Source organism: Marinomonas sp. CT5, from assembly GCF_018336975.1.
Taxonomy (GTDB): domain Bacteria; phylum Pseudomonadota; class Gammaproteobacteria; order Pseudomonadales; family Marinomonadaceae; genus Marinomonas.
Genome location: NZ_CP025572.1, coordinates 25,505 through 44,697 on the forward strand (window position 1 = coordinate 25,505; position 19,193 = coordinate 44,697).

The following is a 19,193-nucleotide window of genomic DNA, read 5'->3' on the forward strand; positions in this document are numbered from 1 at the left end:
GAATTTTTGCCAGTTGTGCATAAGTTTAAAAGTGGTAAAACCAATTAAAATTGCCGATAAAATTCACGAAATAACGACAAAAGTATCAGTTGACAAAATACTATTAGGTTTTTAATGTGCCTTATACTTAAAAGGTAAATTGGTATTACCAATTTGTCTAGCGTTATTCCTTAGAACTTACAAAATAGGCTATTGGCTGTGGAACCTGCTATGAACTCCGACTCTTTTGCTTCTAAAGCGGCTCAATATCGCGACTTATATCTTGCCTTAAAAGATGCGCAAAACGGCATTGATGAAGGTAGATTGATACATGATCCACTTCGCACCTTGGCATACGGTACGGATGCGAGCTTTTATCGCTTGATTCCGCAATTGGTAGTACGGGTCGATAATGAAGCGGAAGTACAGCGGGTGCTAAAAGAAGCGAGAAAGCGTAACTTACCTGTGACCTTTCGCGCGGCGGGTACGAGCTTATCTGGGCAGGCGGTAACCGATTCCATCTTGATGCAATTGTCGGATAACTGGAAAGGTCATCGAATGCATGACCATGGTCATGCTATCTCTCTCCAGCCTGGCATTATCGGTGCGCGTGCCAATCAACTGCTGGCGCCCTTTCAGCGAAAAATCGGCCCAGATCCAGCGTCCATTAATGCCTGTATGATTGGTGGTATCGCAGCGAATAACGCCAGCGGCATGTGCTGCGGTACAGCACAAAACAGCTATCATACGATTCAAAGTGCTCGTCTAATTTTTGCCGATGGTTCTTTGTTGGATACCGCTGATGGAGCCAGCCGATTAGCCTTTGGTAATCGCAACGCTGACTTGTTAGACACGCTGATTCGTTTATCAAGAAGTGTTCAGGCGAATAAGGCACTAGCGGACAAAATTAGACACAAATATCGTTTAAAAAACACCACAGGATACAGTTTAAACAGCCTAATTGATTACCAAGACCCTTTTGATATCTTGCTGCATTTGATGATCGGCTCCGAAGGCACTTTGGGCTTTATCAGCGAAGTGACTTATCAAACCGTGGTCGATCACCCCATTAAAGCCGCGGCAATGATTTTCTTTGAAGATATGGAAAGTACTTGTCGAGCGGTGACGGCACTTAAAACGTCACCGGTTGCCGCTGTGGAGTTGATTGATCGGGCTGGCTTACGTGCTGTAGAAAGCAAACCGGGCATGCCGGAAATCTTGTCGTCCCTCGGCCCACAAGTAGCAGGTTTATTGGTGGATGTGCGCGCTACCAATGCGGAGGAGTTAGAAGCGAATCTAGCCTTGGTGAAGCAAGCGTTAAGCGGCCAAACCACATTGAACCCGATTGAATTTACTCAAGACAAAGTTGTCTATGATTCCTATTGGAAAATTCGCAAAGGTTTGTTTCCAGCTGTTGGTGCGGTACGTCCCGTTGGCACCACTGTCATCATTGAAGACGTGGCCTTCCCTGTCGAACAACTCGCAGAAGGTGTTCTGGAGTTACAAGGCGTGTTTCAAAAACACGGCTACAGCGAGGCGATTTTATTTGGTCATGCTTTGGAAGGTAATTTGCACTTTGTGTTTACCCAAGGTTTTGATGATCCGAAGGAAGTGAAACGCTACGAGCAACTAATGGATGAAGTGGCACAATTAGTGGCGGTGAAATACAAAGGTTCGTTAAAAGCAGAGCACGGCACAGGCCGTAACATGGCGCCTTATGTGGAGCTGGAATGGGGCAAAGAAGCCTACGACATTATGTGGCAAATCAAACGCGCTTTTGATCCACAAGGCTTGCTTAATCCAGATGTGATCTTATCCCACAATGCTAACTTGCATGTACAGAACCTCAAACCCTTGCCAAAAGCTAATGACAAGGTCGATACCTGTATCGAATGCGGCTTTTGCGAATCCTCTTGTCCATCAAAATCCATTACGTTAACGCCTCGCCAACGTATAGTGATTTGGCGCGAGATTCAGCGATTGACCGCAATGGGTACAGATCCGCAGCGTCTTGCTGAACTGAAAAAAGACTATGATTATCAAGGCATTGATACCTGCGCTGGCTGTGGTTTGTGTTCGATGCAATGTCCAGTTGGCATCAATACGGGCGATTTAACCCGCGAATTACGTCACGATCGCCATCCAGATAGCAAAGTCGGTTATTGGGTTGCCGATCATTTTGAAGGCGTAACCAAAACCGCAAAAATGGGGCTTGGCCTTGCTGGCGGTGCCCGTCGAATTATTGGCAACTCTGGTATGTCTGTTGTTACCTCAATGATGAATAAGGTATCTCATGGCGCAGTGCCGAAATGGCATAAACAAATGCCCAACGCGGCGGCGTCTTTGAAGTCGATTGCCGTAATGCAAGGTAATAAGAGACAAGGTAATGAGATGCAATCTGAAAACAGGCAGAAAGAAGTCATTTACTTCCCTAGCTGTGCTACTCGCGTTATGGGTGCTGGGCCGAATGCGGAAGATAAACGTTCCGTCATGGAGGTGATGTTCTCTGTATTGCAAAAATCAGGCTATAAAGTCACTGTACCTAATAATATCGACAGTCAATGCTGTGGCATGGCGTTCCAATCCAAAGGTCAATTCGAAGTCGCTAACCAAAAAGCCAATGATCTCAATAGTTTACTGCTCGCTGCCAGCGATAATGGCCGCATCCCCATCGTTTGTGATGTCAGCCCTTGCTTGCTACGCATGCAGGAAAGTCTTGATCCTTGTTTGGAGTTGCATGAACAAGTGGGTTTTGTTTCGACTTATGTGATGCCAAACCTGACGGTGAAAGAAAAGCTCGGTAAAATCGCCCTGCACGTAACCTGCAGCACCACCCGCATGGGACTCGCCGACAGCTTCGTACAGCTTGCCCACCAACTGGCCGATGAAGTGGTGATTCCGCCAGACATTACCTGCTGTGGCTTTGCTGGCGACAAAGGCTTCTCGACCCCCGAACTCAACGCCAGCGCCTTGAAAACTTTAGCCAAAGCGGTAGACGGCTGCGAAGTGGGTTATTCAAACAGCCGCACCTGCGAGATTGGCTTATCGGAACACAGCGGCATCGAGTACCAATCCATCGTCTACCTGGTAGATCAACTGACTCAATCCTCAGTCTCCTAACCGCTTATCAAGAGGACGTTTTGCTTGCGTCACTGACGTCGTCAGCGCAAAACGTCCTCTTGATAAGCTTGAATATGTTATGTCGGCACTATTGTTCATTTAGCGAATGTCACTAGATCAACGCCGAGCGGACGTTCTCGCTTTAGCGCCGAAGCGAGGGTTGATCTAGTGACAGTTACCGAAAAATCTGAAGGCGAAACCACGGACTAAAGCATAAACGTCGAGTACAAGCCAAATCCGCAGACGATGAGTAGCGCCCAGCCGACGAATTGGAAGAAGACGGGCGTTTCGGCTTTTTGAATGCGGTTGTGGAGTTTTTGTCCGAAGACGTGACCAATCAAGGCGCAAGGCAGTAACCAGAGTTGATGGATGAGTTGTAAATCGATGCCAGCGATGAGGAAGGACACCATTTTGATCATCACCAGAATAAACCAGAGCACGAACAAGGTATCGCGCAGTTGATGGCGGGGAACTTTGGTGGCGAAGACGGAGACGATAAGCGGTGCGCCGATTAAGGAAGTGCCACTTACGTAGCCGCCAAGCATAAGAAAGATGGTATCGAGGAATTTGTTGTTGGTATAAAACGGTTTATTCAGGATGTAAGACACAGCAAAGACAGCAACAATGACAAATATCACGCCAGTGACTATGTTGCCCGGTAAGGTTAATAAACCAAATACGCCGATCAGTTTCGGCACTATCATGATGCCGAGGGCTTTTTTTAAATAACCCCAAGCGATATTGCCTTGTGCTTCTTGTGGCGCTTCGCCTCGTTCTGCTGCGAGTATGGCTTGTTTTTTTGTGGCTCTCGATCCTTGCCATGCAATCCAGCTGGAAAAGACCAAAAGATGAATGGAAATAATCGGTAAAAATAGCAGCGGATCATTTTTTACTAATAATAGAAAGGGCAAAGCCAATACTGCGCCACCAAAGCCTAGACCACTGCGGACAAAGCCGCTCCATATAAAAATGACGCCGATTAAAGCGTACTGCCACCAGAGTAAATGTTCCATGATTGTCCTTTGATCAGGTGAGGCCTTGTGTGAAATTGTTGTTCGCTAGTGTAACGAAAATCTTCTTTTAAACTAAGGGATTGGATGAAACCAGGTCTGTTGGTGGAGGAATTTTGTTAATTCATCTTTTAATAACTTAGCTCTCGCAGACAAACTGCGTCGATAAGGCCAGACTAAGAAAATTTCTCTATTTTGACCTCGCCACTCAGGTAATACGCGAATCAACTCTCCGGTTTCTAGGTCTGCGCTCACCATGCTCATGGGAATTAAAGCAATTCCAGCGCCTGCTTTTGTGAGGTTGAGTGTAATAGACATATCGTTACTAATATGTCGGTGTTCTTTATTCAGCGGATGATGTTCATTTTGATCCTTTATCAGTAACCAATCTGCGAACATATTAGAGGCAATACTTGGTGTTTGTAATAAGTCATCAATCGTTTGAGGTAAAGGAAAAGGCGCCTTGGATGAAGCGACTAAGACAGGTTCAATATGCCCCAATTTTTTTTGAATAAGTGATGAGCTAGGCAATGAACCTGATCGCAAGGCAATGTCTGCTCTCGTGTCTTTAATGTCTTGCAAGGTGTTGCTTAGTTCTATGTTGAGCTCAATATCTGGGTACAGTTTAACAAACTCTTGCCAAAATGCATCCAGAGGCCCGCTACCTAAATTCACTGGAGCCAATATTTTCAAATCGCCTTTTAAGCTATTTAGTGTCTGATCTAGATTGGAAATACGCTGATCTAGTGCATCGATAAACTCTGCGCATTCTTGGTAATAGCTTTCCCCAACGGGAGTAAGTGTAAGCCCTTTGGTTGAGCGATTTAGCAATTCACAACCTAGCTTGTGTTCGAGGGCGCTAATTCGCCGAGAGACTGTGGCGATGGTCATGTCTAGATGCTGAGCGGCAGCAGTCAGACTATTCTTATTAGCGGCTGTGATAAATATCTTTAGATCATCAAGCATTTTGCATTTATGTAAATTTGGTTTTAAAAAATCAGTATATTTACAAATACAGATGCTTGCTAGTATAGAGTTTATTAATTTGAGTCATTTATTACTTTTCGTCTGGGGCACTCTTTTTAGAGAAGACGATGAGTTCACTAGGAGAGAAATATGAAACATAGAATTATTTTTGCCATATTAATGTCATTTACTTTGTCGTTGATTATGTCGGCATGGATTACTTACGTGAATATTGGATTGCATCCTGATTTTGTTACTTTCTGGATGCATGCTTGGGCATTGGCTTGGCCAGCAGCGGGTATTATTTCCTTTATCGCTGGGCCATTTTTGCATGCTTTGGCACATAAATTAGCCGCTAAAATTTAGCATTATGAGATGCGTTGTCATAACGCGCAGACATAAAAAACCGCTTAGAAATGAGTCCAACTTTATGGGGTCACTTCAAGAGCGGTTTTTTTATTGTCTGACATCTTAAATCTGTGTGAGCGACTTATTTGCTTGGTTTTTCATCCCAAACGCTTAGGTCAATGTCATCACGGATTTCTGGGTAGTCATCTGAGTTAAAGACCGGGGTGTGGGTTTTTAATTGAGCAAAGTAATCTTTGGTCAATTTAACCACCAAACCAGACAACATCATGATGGCGATTAAGTTAATAGTCGCCATCAAGCCCATTGCGGCATCCGCGGCATTGAAGACGACGGCAACGCTTTCATACGCCCCCCATGGAATCATAGCTAGCGCCAGAAGACGCAAGATGACAATACCTGGTTTGTTTGCCCATTTAAGGTAAGTTAGGGCGTTTTCTGCGTAGCTGTAGTTACCAATGATGGAGGTAAAGGCAAAGAAGAAGATGGCAATCGCCACAAAGTAATGACCAGCACTTCCGATATGCGTGGTTAACGCCGTTTGTGTCAGCATGATGCCTGTTTGACCGTTACCTAATGCGCCAGATAATAGAATCATTAAGGCGGTTGCTGTACAGATTAGCAGGGTGTCAATGAACACACCCAGTGACTGCACCATACCCTGAGACGCTGGGTGATGAGGGTTTGGTGTGGCAACGGCGGCAATGTTTGGCGCTGAACCCATACCTGCTTCGTTTGAGAACAAACCACGTTTCACACCGTTGAGCATCGCACCTAATACACCGCCAGCAGCTTGTTCGATACCAAATGCGCTTTTGAAGATGAGTGCGAAAGCGGCAGGAACGTCAGAGATATTAGCGAAGATCACATATAAAGCGAGTAGCAGATACAACACAGCCATGAAGGGCACGACGATTTCGGCAAAACGTGCGATCTTTTTGATGCCACCAAAGATGACAATCGCAGCCAACAGCATGATTACAATACCTGTCACACTGGTGTCGATGCCAAATGCGCCTTCCATCGCTCCGGCAATAGAGTTAGCTTGCACGGCATTGAACACCAAACCAAAAGCCAAGATCAACGCAAGGGAGAACACCGCGCCTGCCCAAGGGGCTTTTAAACCTTTGCTGATGTAAAACGCTGGGCCACCACGCAACTGACCGTTCTGATCGCGCATTTTGTACAATTGCGCCAAGGTACTTTCGGCGTAGGCAGTTGCCATGCCGATAATAGCCACCACCCACATCCAAAAAATGGCACCTGGGCCACCAAGATACAAGGCTACAGCGACCCCCGTCATATTACCTGTGCCTACTCGAGAAGCGAGACTAGTACAAAGTGCTTGGAAAGGTGAGATGCCACCACGATCCGATTGTGGGGCCTTTAGAACGGTGCGGATAAACTCTGGAAAGCGTCGAACTTGGATAAAACCTAAGCGTAATGTGAAATAGACGCCTACTGCTAGTAGTCCGTAGATGAGGATATAACCCCAGAAAATCGTATTTAAAAAGTCTATGATGGCTGCCATGTAGGGCACTCCCCTTATTCGATAGAATTATCGTTTTATTGTTCGTGGGTTGAATGTTAGAACGGCTTTTTTGGGTAAAAAAAGTGTTCTAAGAAACGCGCAGATGCTTAAAAAAGTGTGCAAGAGTAGCGATTTTGTGAAAAACCGCAAGAAAAAAACCACAAACACGCACTTTTTATGTGCATGAATGTGGTTTGGATTTCAGTTGTTTTTGTTTATTTGATTAACTGGCTAAGTAGTTATGTCCTTGATTCAAGGACAAATAAATCTTGTTTCGCAACTCATTGGCTAGGCTGGTTGGGACACTCTTAGTTGGATGGCGTAAACTGATTCTTAATAGCAAATTAACTTGGGATGGCGTCATGCCTAGTCGTTCAACCGCGGACTTTGGCAGTTGATGATACTCGGTTCGCGACAATAACTTCAGCTCTTCGAGCCAATGGGCTTGTTCTCCCAAAGTGGTACGAACTTGATCGCCAATAATGTCCATATCTGTGTCTTGGTTCACCACTATCGAAATATCACGATCCGCTTTGGGCTGTCGTGACACTGGGCGCCAAGGTGATAAATCGAGCATTTGTTGCTGAATGCGTGAATCTGGATCTCTCAGCAAACGAATATCAGGAAGGCCTTTACGTAACATCAATACTCTGTCTAAGCCTAAACCAATGGCGACACCCGTGTAATCTTTGCTTGGCCAACCATTTCTGTTTAACAGATCTGGATCTATGTTGCCGCACTCACCCACTTCAATTAGGTTTTGTCCTTCAATAGCATCAAGTTGAACACCATTTATGGTGTAAGGGTGCGGTGATTTGGATTGTTGCACCACATGATTGGGCAATAGGGTTTTCATCAGTGCCGAAACTGACTCATTTAAAATCTCTATATCCTCGTCAGCTTGTGTTTTGGGCATGACAATCCAGATGTCTAATTGATGAGGTTCTGCGCAATGCCAGCGATCAATACAGTCACGACGGTAAACCAAACCGTGACTTATCATTCCTATCGAGTTCGGTCGTAGACTTTGCCAACTGCTCAACCAGGTTGGCACTGCGCTGGACGTTTGAGTACGAAGCATCAAACTATCAGAAATATAGCGGCTGTAGCGAACGTCTCGCGACGCTCCATCGGCAGGATAACCGAGCGCATCGTAGTTTTCGTAAACGGGCACAATAGGGTTGGCATTGATACGTTGCAGGTAACAGCACCATAAGGCAGAAAGCGCTGCTTCCGCTTCAGTGATGAGTTGTTGCATGGCATGAATGCCGTATTTTGGGTTGGTTAAATCACGCAAAGAAAGCGCGCTAAGTAATTGTTCGTGGGTAAGGTATGTGTTGGTAGACATTATAAAGCTCCATAAATCCAAGATAAAAATTAGTGCAATGCTTTTGGATTCCTCCGAGTCGGGACTCGGAGAGAGCTTGTCTTTGAAAGGTTATTTCAGAAAGAACAAAGCCGCCGGGTCCAGTTTAGGGACTCGGAGGCTGGTAAATCGTTGTGATAGTACAATAAGATGCGTCATGCTTTTGATCCTAGCAGGCTATCTGTTGCAGAACAAGAAGCCTTTGGAGCAAGATCTGATTTACTTGACCTTGTTCCAAAGTTACTACACAGCGTTCGGCGCAGTTGGTTCTGGGAAATCCTGACTCTGAATAGGGTCTTTTTGCAATTCCCCCCACTGTCTTTCTAACGGCATAACGCCCGCCCACACTGGCCAGTCGTTATCGGCTGGATCATCGATAGGTGGTTCTGCTCGGAATTTGACCGAGGCTTCGTCTATTTTGATACGCACGACTCCCGTCGCTTTGATCTCTTGCTCGTTGACGGGACGTAATGTTTCCCAGCGACCTGGGCTGACTTTATCGAGGAAAAGTTTGAATTGACGTACTTTTTCTTCTTTTTCTTCGATCAGTTCTGGTACGCCAAATAAGGTCACGGAACGATAATTTACTGAATGGTGCATGGCCGAACGCGCCAAGACTAAGCCATCCAATAAACTGATGTTGATGCAGACTTTTTCCGGTTCGTCGATTGGCCCTTTAACATTGCGGGCTTTCGAATGAGCGTGCCAATAGAAGTAGTCGCCTTCACGCCAATGGCTGGTGGGGGTGACAAACACTTGCCCGTCTTTGGTTTGTCCGACATGACACATAAGCGCCGCATCAATAATGTTAAATGCTAGATCTTTGTCATAAGAGGCACGGTTTGGCCCGCGTTTTACTTTACTTAATGTGGTTTCTTCTAGTGACTGGCTCATGAATTCTCTCCTTGTGTCCTAATCGTTGATTCGCTATAACAAGACTTTAGATAAATCTGGATGTTATAAAAATAGCCAGAATCAAGATAAAAAAGCAGGCCAGATTATGAAGCACGCGATCGCCAGTTTGCGCTTTTCTTTAGACGACGATGAACCCTATTACAAACAATTGATCGAGCAGATCCAGCAAGGCATTGTGTCTGGGGAGCTATCGGTTGGTGATAAGTTACCCTCCTCGCGTTTTTTAGCCAGTTCGTTGGGTGTTTCACGAAGTACGACCTCTCGGGCCTACGATCAATTAATCGCTGAAGGTATTTTAACCAGCGAAGAAAAGCGTGGTGTGTTTGTGGCGGCTTTGCCCATGGTTAGCCAGCGTTCAACGAGGCAATCTCATTCTTCCCACTTACCCATTAATACAGTGCCAGTAACACTAGCGTTCGATGCGGGGGCTGATGTGTCTGTCTTTCCCGCTAAGGAATGGGCGTCAAGTATGCGACGGAGTTGGCTCAATCCAGATTTAACTGTGCTGGAAGGTGGGTACGAAACAGGTTACCCAAATTTAAAAGTAGCGATAGTGGATTATTTGTACCGTGTTCGAGGTCTTGAGTGTTCCGCTGAGCAAATTATTGTCACGGCTGGAAGCCGTGACTCGTTGCTTTTATTACAACATGCGATTACATCGTTGGGAGGTTTTCATGGGTCGTCAATGAAGTGGTGGTTTGAAGAGCCCACCTACCCGCCAATTCGCGAGACTATATCATCGTCTGCCAAATCGGGTGTGCTTTTGATAGACGAAGATGGGCCTTGTTTACCAGATAGCGAATCTGTTTTGAATGCCGCAATTTTAACCCCAAATCGGCAATATCCTCTTGGCTTGAGTATAAGTGCGGCTCGACGTCAGCAATGGCTGCAAGCATTACAAAATGATTCGCTAAATTGGTGGTTAGTGGAAGACGATTATGACAATGAGTTTGTCTATCAGGGGCGAAGTAATGTGCCTTTTATGCAAACAGCAAGCGTGCATGATCAAGCTCGAGATCGTGTCTTCTTTGTTGGAAGCTTTTCTAAAGTGCTGTTTCGAGGCTTACGGTTGGGCTTTATTGTCGCTCCAACGAAACATATTGCGGCATTACATAGAAGTCAGCGTGTGTTGGGTGCATCGGCTTCTTTACCTATACAACCTGCAGTAGCGAACTTTATGCTTGAAGGTCATTTTGATCGGCATGTCAATCGGATGCGTCGTCACTATAGACTCAAGCGAGACCAACTCTTGCGACTTCTAGAGTGCCATTTAAAACCTTGGTTTGAGTGGAAGAAACCTCGTGGAGGGATGCATATATTAATAGAAATCAAAAACGACTTTCTTTCCATCGTGCAATCTGAGATGGCTTTAGATCAGTTAATAGCACAAGAGCTTGCTTGTAGTGGTGTGAAACTATCACCTTTGTCCAGACATTACGCTCACGAGCGAGACCAATGTGGTTTTTTATTGGGGTTTAGTGGACCCAATGAAGAAACTATGGTGCATATTGTTGTCGCATTGGAACATTGGTGTATAGAAAATTTGAGATAAAGTATTATTTACAACGTGTAAGGAAATCGTCTTATAAGCGCGCTAATCTTAGCTTTACAGCTTATGTTTAAGGCATTTTTTTAGGCTAAAAATGTGGAAGTTTATAAAAAGACAGTGAAGCAAAGATGAACAAAGGCTAAACTACACTTTGTGTGGCTGTATAATTTTTGCTATATTTCGCACACTTAAATTCGTATGAAGCGTGTAAAAACGGCATTTTCACTTTTGTTTTTATGAATCGGATGGATAAATTGAACAAATTTCAAGACATTTTGCGCCATAGTGTGCACTCGGTGTCCAGCGTCTTGGCGGATTCTTTACGCCTAGATTTTGCCGTGTCTTGCTTGATTTTAAGTTTCTCCGTAATGATTGCCGCTCCTTTCTCTATTTTTAACCCAAGTGTTATTAATATCGACCCTATTCCTAATGCGGGGCTATGTTTTAGTCTCGTATTTATAGCTCTATTATTGGTTAGTTATTGGTCCGTTATGACCAATATCAACCCTGCTCGCCAGAAATTGGCCTTCTCTTTGTTTCATGTGTTTGCTCTTAATGAGCGACTTAGTCGTGCTGAGGCTCGATGCGTGATGAGATGTGGAGCTCCCCTTTTCAGATTTAGGTGATCCAAAAAAGCCATTGCTGCGTTAATTTTATTAACTAGGTAATGGTCTTTGTGCTGTTCTCAGTGTGGTGATCTTTACTGAAATACCCGGCGTTTTGCCGGATTTTCGTTCTGTTACTGGATCGTTTGGTAGCAGTTTTGTGAACATAAGGGTTAGAGGATGATTCTCTTGTTAACTCGTATCCTAAGTAAAGTCGCTTTGGCGCTAATGGTGGGCTTGCTCGCCGGTTGTCAGGGTGGTGTGCTCGATCCTAAAGGGCAAGTAGGTATTGAAGAGAAGCAACTTATTATTGTTGCGACTTTGTTGATGCTGCTTGTTGTGATTCCTGTCATTTTCATGACACTGTATTTCGCTTGGAAATACCGTGAAGGACGTGACGAGATCTACGAACCAAAATGGTCACACTCCACAAAAATTGAAACCATTGTTTGGACTATTCCAATTGTCATCATCATCATTCTTGGTGTGATTACATGGAAATCAACTCATTCATTGGATCCTTACAAGCCTTTGAAATCGGAAAAAGATCACATCGATGTTCAGGTCGTTTCGATGAACTGGAAGTGGTTATTTATTTATCCGGATCTTGGTATTGCCTCTGTGAACGAGCTGAGATTCCCAGCGAATGTTCCTGTTGCTTTCCATATTTCATCAGAAGGCACAATGAACTCGTTCTTCATTCCTCAGTTGGGTAGCCAAATTTACTCAATGGCAGGCATGGTGACCAAGCTTCACTTGATTGCAAATGAGCCTGGTACTTTTGATGGATTCTCTTCGAACTACAGTGGTCCTGGTTTTAGTACTATGAAGTTCAAAGCTATTGCGACAGAAACTGAAGCTGATTTTGATGCTTGGGTTGAAGGTGTGAAAGCTGAGTCAATTGATGGTGCTATTAATAACGGCATACTGGATCAAGCCTCTTATGAAAAGCTTGCCCAATATGATGCGGATCCTCATCACAAACATGAGGCGACTCCCGTACAGTATTACGGCTCAATTAAGTCGAGTGTTTTCATGGATAATGTTATGAAGTTCATGAAAGATCACGGCAAAGTTGAGTTGCTGAAAGGCACAACGTTTGATTCCCAAATGATCCACGGCAGTTCAAACCATGGTGAAATGAATCATGGCGAGATGAATCATGGCGAAATGAATCATGGCGAAATGAACCATGAAGCATCTGAGCACTCATCTCACGAGATGCACATGGAGGCAGATAAATAATGTCTATTCTAGGTAAATTATCTTTAGATGCGATTCCATTTCATGAACCGATTCTGATAGCCACATTCTCTGTTGTTGCTATCGGTGTATTGGTACTTGCTTTCCTACTTATCAAGTTTAACTTGCTTGGTGTTCTTTGGAGAGATTGGTTAACATCTATTGACCATAAACGCCTTGGTGTAATGTATATAGTGCTCGCGCTTATCATGTTACTCCGTGGTTTTGCTGACGCAATAATGATGCGTTTGCAATTGGCTTTGTCTACTAATGGTGGCGAAGGCTACTTGCCACCACATCACTATGACCAAATCTTTACGGCGCATGGTGTTATCATGATCATCTTTATGGCAATGCCATTTATGATTGGTCTGATGAACATTGTTGTTCCTCTACAGATTGGTGCTCGTGATGTTGCATTCCCATTCCTAAACAACCTTAGCTTTTGGCTAACGGCTGGTGGGGCTATCCTAATCAACATTTCTCTATTCGTTGGTGAATTTGCTAAAACTGGTTGGGTGGCTTATCCGCCACTAGCAGGTTTGCAGTTCAGTCCGGACGTAGGGGTTGATTACTATATATGGGCGCTGCAGATATCCGGGATAGGTACGACTTTAACGGCTGTTAACTTCTTGGCAACCGTATTTAAGATGCGTGCTCCTGGCATGAAATTGATGGATATGCCGATTTTCACTTGGACCTGTACTTGGGCCAATATCTTGATCGCGGCATCATTCCCAATTTTGACTGCTGTACTAGCAATGTTGACACTTGACCGTTACTTAGACTTCCACTTCTTTACGAATGATGGCGGCGGTAACTCAATGATGTATATCAACCTATTCTGGGCATGGGGTCACCCTGAAGTGTACATTCTTGTACTTCCAGCATTTGGTATCTTCTCTGAAGTTGTGTCTACGTTCACTGGTAAGCGCTTATTCGGCTATAAATCAATGGTCTGGGCGACAGCTTCGATTTCCATTCTTGGTTTCATCGTATGGCTGCATCACTTCTTTACCATGGGGTCTAGTGCGAACGTTAACGCCTTCTTTGGTGTGATGACTATGATCATCGCGGTACCAACGGGTGTGAAACTATTTAACTGGTTGTTCACTATGTACCGCGGTCGCTTACGTGTGACTGTGCCAGTACTTTGGACACTTGGTTTCATGGTGACTTTCTCTATCGGTGGTATGACAGGTGTTCTACTTGCGGTACCTGGTGCTGACTACGTATTGCACAACAGTTTGTTCTTGATTGCCCACTTCCACAACACCATCATTGGTGGTGCGGTATTTGGTTATCTAGCTGGTTTTGTTTTCTGGTTCCCGAAAGTAATGGGCTTCCACCTAAATGTGAAATTAGGTAAAGCGGCTTTCTGGTGTTGGTTAGTTGGTTTCTTCTTAGCCTTTATGCCTTTGTATGTACTAGGTTTCTTGGGTATGACGCGCCGTCTAAACCATACAGATAACCCAGATTGGAATATCTGGTTGTACATCGCTTTAGTTGGTGCTTTTGTTATTTTGGCAGGTATTGTTTGTCAATTGCTACAATTGTATGTCAGCTTCCGTGACCGTAAACAAAACTTGGATACTACAGGTGATCCATGGAATGGTCATACGCTTGAGTGGTCTACAGCATCACCGCCACAGTATTACAACTTTGCTAATATCCCAACTGTTTCTGATATCGATGCGTTCACCGATATGAAAGAGAAAGGTGAAGCTTACGTTCGTCATGAGAAATATGAAGCGATTCATATGCCTAAGAATACTGCAGCAGGTATGCAGATCTCTGGCTGTATTACTCTAATGGGCTTTGCTTTAATCTGGCACATTTGGTGGTTAGCTGCGCTTGGTTTGATCGGTGGGTTTGTATTCCTTGTGCTTCGTGCTTACACCAAAGATGTTGATTACTATGTACAGCCTGATGAAGTTGCTCGCATAGAAAATGCTCATCTTGATAACGTGGCTAAGGGGTAATCATGAGTACTACACATATGCATACGCATGACGCTCACGACGAGCATCACGATCACGATCCAGCACCGCATAACGTGTTTGGTTTTTGGTTATACCTAATGACGGACTGTTTGCTTTTTGCATCCGTCTTCGCTACTTATGCTGTGCTCTTTATGAACACAGCAGGTGGTGTATCAGGTAAAGATATTTTCGAATTAGATTTCGTTCTAGTTGAAACCGCAGCGCTACTTCTTTCAAGTATCACTTACGGTTTTGCAATGATCTGCGCGCATAAAAAAGATAAAAAAGGCACCCTTTCTTGGTTGTCAGTTACTTTTATCTTGGGTGCTGTGTTCATTGGTATGGAAGTCTACGAATTCCATCACCTAATCGTTCATGGTAACGGTCCTCAAGCAAGCGCATTCTTGTCAGCCTTCTTTGCCCTTGTGGGTACGCACGGCTTACACGTAACTGCTGGTTTGATCTGGATGGCTATCCTGATGATTGAGTTGATAGTATCTGGTTTTGGTAGCCGTACTGTAACTCGCTTAAGTTGCTTAAGCTTGTTCTGGCACTTCCTAGACGTTGTCTGGATTTGTGTATTCACCGTTGTTTATCTGATGGGAGCGATCTAATGAGTGATCATTCTTCTGAAGCGCATTCACACGGTAGCGTAAAGTCATACCTAACAGGGTTTATTTGGTCAGTTATTTTGACTGGTATTCCTTTCTGGATGGTAATGACAGAAGCGTTCGATAAGGGACCAACTTATATAACAATCGTCTTGTTAGCGATTGTTCAGATTTTTGTTCACTTGAAGTACTTCCTTCATTTGAACTTCTCTGAGCAAGGTAAGTTGGATACTTATTCATTCATTTTTGCTGCTGTGGTTATTGTGATGGTTGTCGCGTTATCCGTATGGATTATCTACGCTTCCAACGCAATGATGATGTAAGCAGATTAATCTGATGATTATGCGGACTTCTTTCATTATAAGTGATACGTGTCCGATGGGAGCCTATAACGATGTTTAAGCGTTATCTTCAGGTAACAAAGCCTGGCATCATTATGGGCAACCTCATCTCTGTTGCGGGGGGCTTCTTTTTAGCCTCTCGTGGCGAGATTGACTGGATTCTTATGCTAGCGACTGTTGTTGGTTTGTCGTTGGTGGTTGCTTCTGGCTGTGCCATTAACAACTATATTGACAGAGATATTGATGCAAAAATGCAGCGCACGCGTAACAGGGTGACTGTAAATGGTGAAATGTCAGGCAAAGCGGCATTTTTTCACGGTATTGTATTAGGCCTTATTGGTTTTACTTTACTGTCGTATTTCACTAATTGGGTTGCGGTTGCTTTTGCCGCCTTCGGTTATGTGGTTTACGTTGGCTTATACACTATGTATTTCAAGCGAAAGTCCGTTTACGGGACGTTTGTTGGTAGTTTGTCTGGTGCCGTTCCTCCAGTTGTTGGCTATTGTGCCGCAGCGGGTCAGTTCGACGCTGGTGCCGCTATCCTGCTTACTATGTTTTGTATTTGGCAAATGCCGCACTCTTACGCAATCGCTATTTTTCGTTACAAAGACTACGAAGCAGCAGGCATTCCTGTTCTTCCTGTGTCACAAGGTATCGCAAAAGCTAAGCGTCATATAATCCTACATATTGCTGCTTTTGCAGTCGTAGCTGCTCTTTTACCATTGACTGGCTATGTTGGGATTGGCTTTATGGTCGTAGCTCTAGCAACCAGCCTTTGGTGGTTGGCGATGGCACTACGGGGTTACCGCCCTGGTATTGATTTGAATGGTTGGGCACGACAAGTGTTCTTCTTCTCTATCATTACAGTAACCGCTCTTAGTGTGACTATGGCTGTGGATTTTAATGAAGTATCACCAAATCTTTTGGTGTTTGCTGCGCATTGATATTTATAAAAACGGGCTCCGGCCCGTTTTTTTATTTCTCCTCTTCTTTTTTTGATAACTTCCTATTTCGTCCATTATTCGCTATTTTGAAAGCCTGACTGTTGAGTTTTATGTCGACGAATATGCTTAACATCGAAATCAAAAAGGATGATGAAAATGAAAGCGCGTTTAATCTACCTAGCTCAAGTTATTGTACTTTTTGTTTTAGGAAGCAGCAGTGTTTATGCAGACCCCAGCCGCTGTCATGCTTTACTAGAAAATGCTCCGGAAGGGGTCAATATTACAACTTTGATGATGTCGCCAGATAGGGAAGTGAACAGTTCTTACTGCAAAGTAACCGGAGTCATGGCGCAGCGGATTGGAAGTGATGGTAAATTTTATTCTATTCAGTTTGAGTTGCGACTTCCTAATAATTGGCAAGGAAGGTTTGCTTATCAATTTAATGGAGGTGTTGATGGTGACGTTAAACCTGCATTAGGAAAAATTACAGGGCTTGTTAATTCTGAATATGCAATCAATCAAGGTTTTGCTGTTGTTTCAAGTAATGGTGGACATGATGGTAAAGCTAACTCTGAACTAGGTCTTACGGGTGGGGTGGTATTTGGTCATGATCCAGAAGCTCGTCGTGATTACGGTTATGGAGCGGTTCAGAAGTTAAACCCCGTGGCTCGTTCTTTAGTAGAAATATATTACCAATCTCCGATTAAATATTCTTATGGTCTAGGTCAATCTAATGGCGGCCGCATGGCGATGGTGGCAGCTTCTCGTTTTCCTAAGATGTTTGATGGTTTGTTAGTTGGGTATCCAGGTTTTAATTTACCAAGAGCGGCTTTACAGCACGCTTGGGATATTCAAGCGTTATATCGAGTTAATGATGATATTAGTCAGGCACTAACTCAACGGGACTTAGATATGTTCGCTAAGCGTATATTAGACCAATGTGATGCACTAGACGGTATTAACGATGATATGATTTTTGCGGCGGATGCATGCCAACAAGTCTTTGAGCCGAAAGCATTAGTCTGCAAAGGTAAGTTTGATAAAAATTGCCTGCCATTACATAAGCTAGGCGCTTTGATACGTATGCATTTAGGACCTCATAATTCCCACGATCAAGCTTTGTATACCAGCTGGCCTTATGATACAGGGATTCGTTCTAAAAACTGGCGCATGTGGAAGGTGGAAAGTGAGGTACCAGCATGGGGTAATAAACCAATTAGTGTGGTTATGGGAGCGGGGGCTTTAGCACATATTTTTACGACGCCATATACAAATGTCTCTGGAGATGTTTATTCACTAGAAAATTACCTTCTGCATTTTGATTTTGATAAAGATGCCCCCAAGATTTATGCGATTAATCGTCAATTTAAAGAATCTGCAATGACGACGATGACTACGCCTGACGCAGCCAAGCCTAAATTAACCCAGTTTAAAAAGTACGGTGGGAAGATGATTATTTTCCATGGTAACAGTGATCCAGCTTTCTCTGTGAAAGATACCGCGCGTTGGTATGACTTTTTAAACTTCACTTTAGTGGGTAAAGCACCGGAATTTGTACGTTTCTATCGTGTGCCCGGTATGCCTCATGGACAAGGTGGTCCCTCGGCTGACCAATTTAATATGCTTCGACCATTGGTTGCATGGGTCGAAAGAAAACAATCTCCCCAAGAAATTATTGCTGCCACACGAGCTGATAATCCTGAAATTACAGCTCGTATGGCAGGAATGACACGTCCTTTGTGCCCTTATCCAGCATACGCCAAGTACCACGAAGGTAATTTTCTAAAGGCGAGTTCTTTTCAATGTGTGGTCACTAAATAGCGATTAGCGACCACCCCCAACATCGATAAAGCCGCCAGTTGAGTAGCTGGATTTATCGCTGATAAGCCAGAGAATCGCTTCGGCGACTTCTTCTGGTTGGCCACCACGCTGTAGGGGTAAATTAGGCCCTATACGATCGACACGGCCAGCTTCACCACCATCGGCATGCATGTCGGTGTAAATTAACCCTGGTCTAACCACATTCACGCGAATGCCATCTCCTGCGACCTCTAAAGCAAACCCCTTAGAGAAAGAGTCGACTGCGCCTTTGCTGGCTGCATAGTCTACATATTCATTTGGTGAACCATAAACAGAGGCGAGAGAAGAGACGTTAACGATTGTTCCACCTTGTCCTCCTCGGCTTATGGCCATGTCTTGGAAAGCTTCTTGGCAGCATTGCATCGTCCCAAACACATTGGTTTGAAAAATGCGTTGCCAACGATCTGGTTGAGTATCTACAAAGCGTGTTTGATGATCTAAGACGCCTGCACTGTTGACTAGAGCACTAATTGGTCCCCATGTGTCTCTGATTGTTGCAAACATCTTGGCGACCTGATCTGTATTACTGACATCAGCCTGTACACAATGGGCTACACCACCAGAGGCAACAATGTCCGCGACAACGTTTTCAGCAGATGTAGCATCATTTCGATAGTTGATAATAACCTCGTAGCCATGTTGCGCGGCCAATTTCGCTGTCGCAGCGCCAATCCCTCTTCCACCACCTGTAATCAAAAGTATTGGTAGTTTCACTGTGCTCTCCTTGTTGTATTTATTGAAGTTTAAAGTAACGCGATCATTTGAATAAAACCAGTTTATGAATCTTAAAAAATTAAGGATATTTG

15 protein-coding genes are annotated in these 19,193 nt (G+C 44.2%); 9 read left to right on the plus strand and 6 right to left on the minus strand.

The window, feature by feature from the left end; genetic code table 11:
- Positions 1-210: 210 nt before the first annotated feature.
- Positions 211-3,099 (plus strand): FAD-binding and (Fe-S)-binding domain-containing protein, encoded by a 2,889-nt coding sequence (locus C0J08_RS00135; RefSeq protein ID WP_212654122.1) that lies wholly within the window; start codon positions 211-213, stop codon positions 3,097-3,099.
- A gap of 206 nt (positions 3,100-3,305) precedes the next feature.
- On the opposite strand, the gene C0J08_RS00140 is transcribed toward C0J08_RS00135, so the two are convergent.
- On the minus strand, positions 3,306-4,112 hold the full coding sequence (locus C0J08_RS00140) for a TSUP family transporter (protein WP_212654123.1): 807 nt from the start codon (positions 4,110-4,112) through the stop codon (positions 3,306-3,308).
- Between the two features lie 72 nt (positions 4,113-4,184).
- Complete coding sequence (locus tag C0J08_RS00145) at positions 4,185-5,075, minus strand: LysR family transcriptional regulator (protein WP_212654124.1); 891 nt, start codon at positions 5,073-5,075, stop codon at positions 4,185-4,187.
- 150 nt (positions 5,076-5,225) lie between these two features.
- Here C0J08_RS00145 and C0J08_RS00150 point away from each other — a divergent pair, with 150 nt between their 5' ends.
- Positions 5,226-5,441, plus strand: a complete 216-nt coding sequence (locus C0J08_RS00150; protein WP_212654125.1) for a DUF2798 domain-containing protein — start codon at positions 5,226-5,228, stop codon at positions 5,439-5,441.
- A 124-nt stretch (positions 5,442-5,565) separates the two neighbouring features.
- On the opposite strand, the gene C0J08_RS00155 is transcribed toward C0J08_RS00150, so the two are convergent.
- The 3 genes from C0J08_RS00155 to C0J08_RS00165 all read right to left on the minus strand — a co-directional run bounded on the left by C0J08_RS00155 (position 5,566) and on the right by C0J08_RS00165 (position 9,232).
- A complete protein-coding gene (locus tag C0J08_RS00155; RefSeq protein ID WP_212654126.1) occupies positions 5,566-6,972 on the minus strand; it encodes an alanine/glycine:cation symporter family protein in 1,407 nt (468 codons plus the stop codon).
- 223 nt (positions 6,973-7,195) lie between these two features.
- Complete coding sequence (srmL, locus tag C0J08_RS00160) at positions 7,196-8,320, minus strand: PheS-related mystery ligase SrmL (RefSeq protein WP_212654127.1); 1,125 nt, start codon at positions 8,318-8,320, stop codon at positions 7,196-7,198.
- A gap of 261 nt (positions 8,321-8,581) precedes the next feature.
- Positions 8,582-9,232 carry a pyridoxamine 5'-phosphate oxidase family protein gene (locus tag C0J08_RS00165; RefSeq protein ID WP_212654128.1) on the minus strand — a complete coding sequence of 217 codons (651 nt, stop codon included), beginning with the start codon at positions 9,230-9,232 and terminating at the stop codon, positions 8,582-8,584.
- Positions 9,233-9,338: 106 nt separating this feature from the next.
- Here C0J08_RS00165 and pdxR point away from each other — a divergent pair, with 106 nt between their 5' ends.
- The 7 genes from pdxR to C0J08_RS00200 all read left to right on the plus strand — a co-directional run bounded on the left by pdxR (position 9,339) and on the right by C0J08_RS00200 (position 18,348).
- Complete coding sequence (gene pdxR, locus C0J08_RS00170) at positions 9,339-10,805, plus strand: MocR-like pyridoxine biosynthesis transcription factor PdxR (RefSeq protein ID WP_249344443.1); 1,467 nt, start codon at positions 9,339-9,341, stop codon at positions 10,803-10,805.
- 782 nt (positions 10,806-11,587) lie between these two features.
- Complete coding sequence (gene cyoA / locus C0J08_RS00175; protein ID WP_212654130.1) at positions 11,588-12,652, plus strand: ubiquinol oxidase subunit II; 1,065 nt, start codon at positions 11,588-11,590, stop codon at positions 12,650-12,652.
- Positions 12,652-14,631, plus strand: a complete 1,980-nt coding sequence (gene cyoB / locus C0J08_RS00180) for a cytochrome o ubiquinol oxidase subunit I (protein WP_212654131.1) — start codon at positions 12,652-12,654, stop codon at positions 14,629-14,631. The genes cyoA and cyoB overlap by 1 nt, the downstream gene beginning before the upstream one ends.
- Positions 14,632-14,633: 2 nt before the next feature.
- Positions 14,634-15,245 (plus strand): cytochrome o ubiquinol oxidase subunit III, encoded by a 612-nt coding sequence (gene cyoC / locus C0J08_RS00185; protein WP_212654132.1) that lies wholly within the window; start codon positions 14,634-14,636, stop codon positions 15,243-15,245.
- A complete protein-coding gene (gene cyoD, locus C0J08_RS00190) occupies positions 15,245-15,565 on the plus strand; it encodes a cytochrome o ubiquinol oxidase subunit IV (RefSeq protein WP_212654133.1) in 321 nt (106 codons plus the stop codon). The genes cyoC and cyoD overlap by 1 nt, the downstream gene beginning before the upstream one ends.
- 71 nt (positions 15,566-15,636) lie before the next feature.
- Complete coding sequence (gene cyoE, locus C0J08_RS00195; protein WP_212654134.1) at positions 15,637-16,527, plus strand: heme o synthase; 891 nt, start codon at positions 15,637-15,639, stop codon at positions 16,525-16,527.
- 156 nt (positions 16,528-16,683) lie between these two features.
- Positions 16,684-18,348 carry a tannase/feruloyl esterase family alpha/beta hydrolase gene (locus C0J08_RS00200; RefSeq protein ID WP_212654135.1) on the plus strand — a complete coding sequence of 555 codons (1,665 nt, stop codon included), beginning with the start codon at positions 16,684-16,686 and terminating at the stop codon, positions 18,346-18,348.
- 3 nt (positions 18,349-18,351) lie between these two features.
- On the opposite strand, the gene C0J08_RS00205 is transcribed toward C0J08_RS00200, so the two are convergent.
- On the minus strand, positions 18,352-19,101 hold the full coding sequence (locus C0J08_RS00205) for an SDR family oxidoreductase (protein WP_212654136.1): 750 nt from the start codon (positions 19,099-19,101) through the stop codon (positions 18,352-18,354).
- Between the last annotated feature and the right edge of the window lie 92 nt (positions 19,102-19,193).

Excerpts from the sequence above, each read along its gene's own strand:
- C0J08_RS00135 (WP_212654122.1), top strand. The coding sequence starts at position 211 with ATGAACTCCGACTCTTTTGCTTCTAAAGCGGCTCAATATCGCGACTTA.
- C0J08_RS00140 (WP_212654123.1), bottom strand. The coding sequence starts at position 4,112 with ATGGAACATTTACTCTGGTGGCAGTACGCTTTAATCGGCGTCATTTTT.
- C0J08_RS00145 (WP_212654124.1), bottom strand. The coding sequence starts at position 5,075 with ATGCTTGATGATCTAAAGATATTTATCACAGCCGCTAATAAGAATAGT.
- C0J08_RS00150 (WP_212654125.1), top strand. The coding sequence starts at position 5,226 with ATGAAACATAGAATTATTTTTGCCATATTAATGTCATTTACTTTGTCG.
- C0J08_RS00155 (WP_212654126.1), bottom strand. The coding sequence starts at position 6,972 with ATGGCAGCCATCATAGACTTTTTAAATACGATTTTCTGGGGTTATATC.
- srmL (WP_212654127.1), bottom strand. The coding sequence starts at position 8,320 with ATGTCTACCAACACATACCTTACCCACGAACAATTACTTAGCGCGCTT.
- C0J08_RS00165 (WP_212654128.1), bottom strand. The coding sequence starts at position 9,232 with ATGAGCCAGTCACTAGAAGAAACCACATTAAGTAAAGTAAAACGCGGG.
- pdxR (WP_249344443.1), top strand. The coding sequence starts at position 9,339 with ATGAAGCACGCGATCGCCAGTTTGCGCTTTTCTTTAGACGACGATGAA.
- cyoA (WP_212654130.1), top strand. The coding sequence starts at position 11,588 with ATGATTCTCTTGTTAACTCGTATCCTAAGTAAAGTCGCTTTGGCGCTA.
- cyoB (WP_212654131.1), top strand. The coding sequence starts at position 12,652 with ATGTCTATTCTAGGTAAATTATCTTTAGATGCGATTCCATTTCATGAA.
- cyoC (WP_212654132.1), top strand. The coding sequence starts at position 14,634 with ATGAGTACTACACATATGCATACGCATGACGCTCACGACGAGCATCAC.
- cyoD (WP_212654133.1), top strand. The coding sequence starts at position 15,245 with ATGAGTGATCATTCTTCTGAAGCGCATTCACACGGTAGCGTAAAGTCA.
- cyoE (WP_212654134.1), top strand. The coding sequence starts at position 15,637 with ATGTTTAAGCGTTATCTTCAGGTAACAAAGCCTGGCATCATTATGGGC.
- C0J08_RS00200 (WP_212654135.1), top strand. The coding sequence starts at position 16,684 with ATGAAAGCGCGTTTAATCTACCTAGCTCAAGTTATTGTACTTTTTGTT.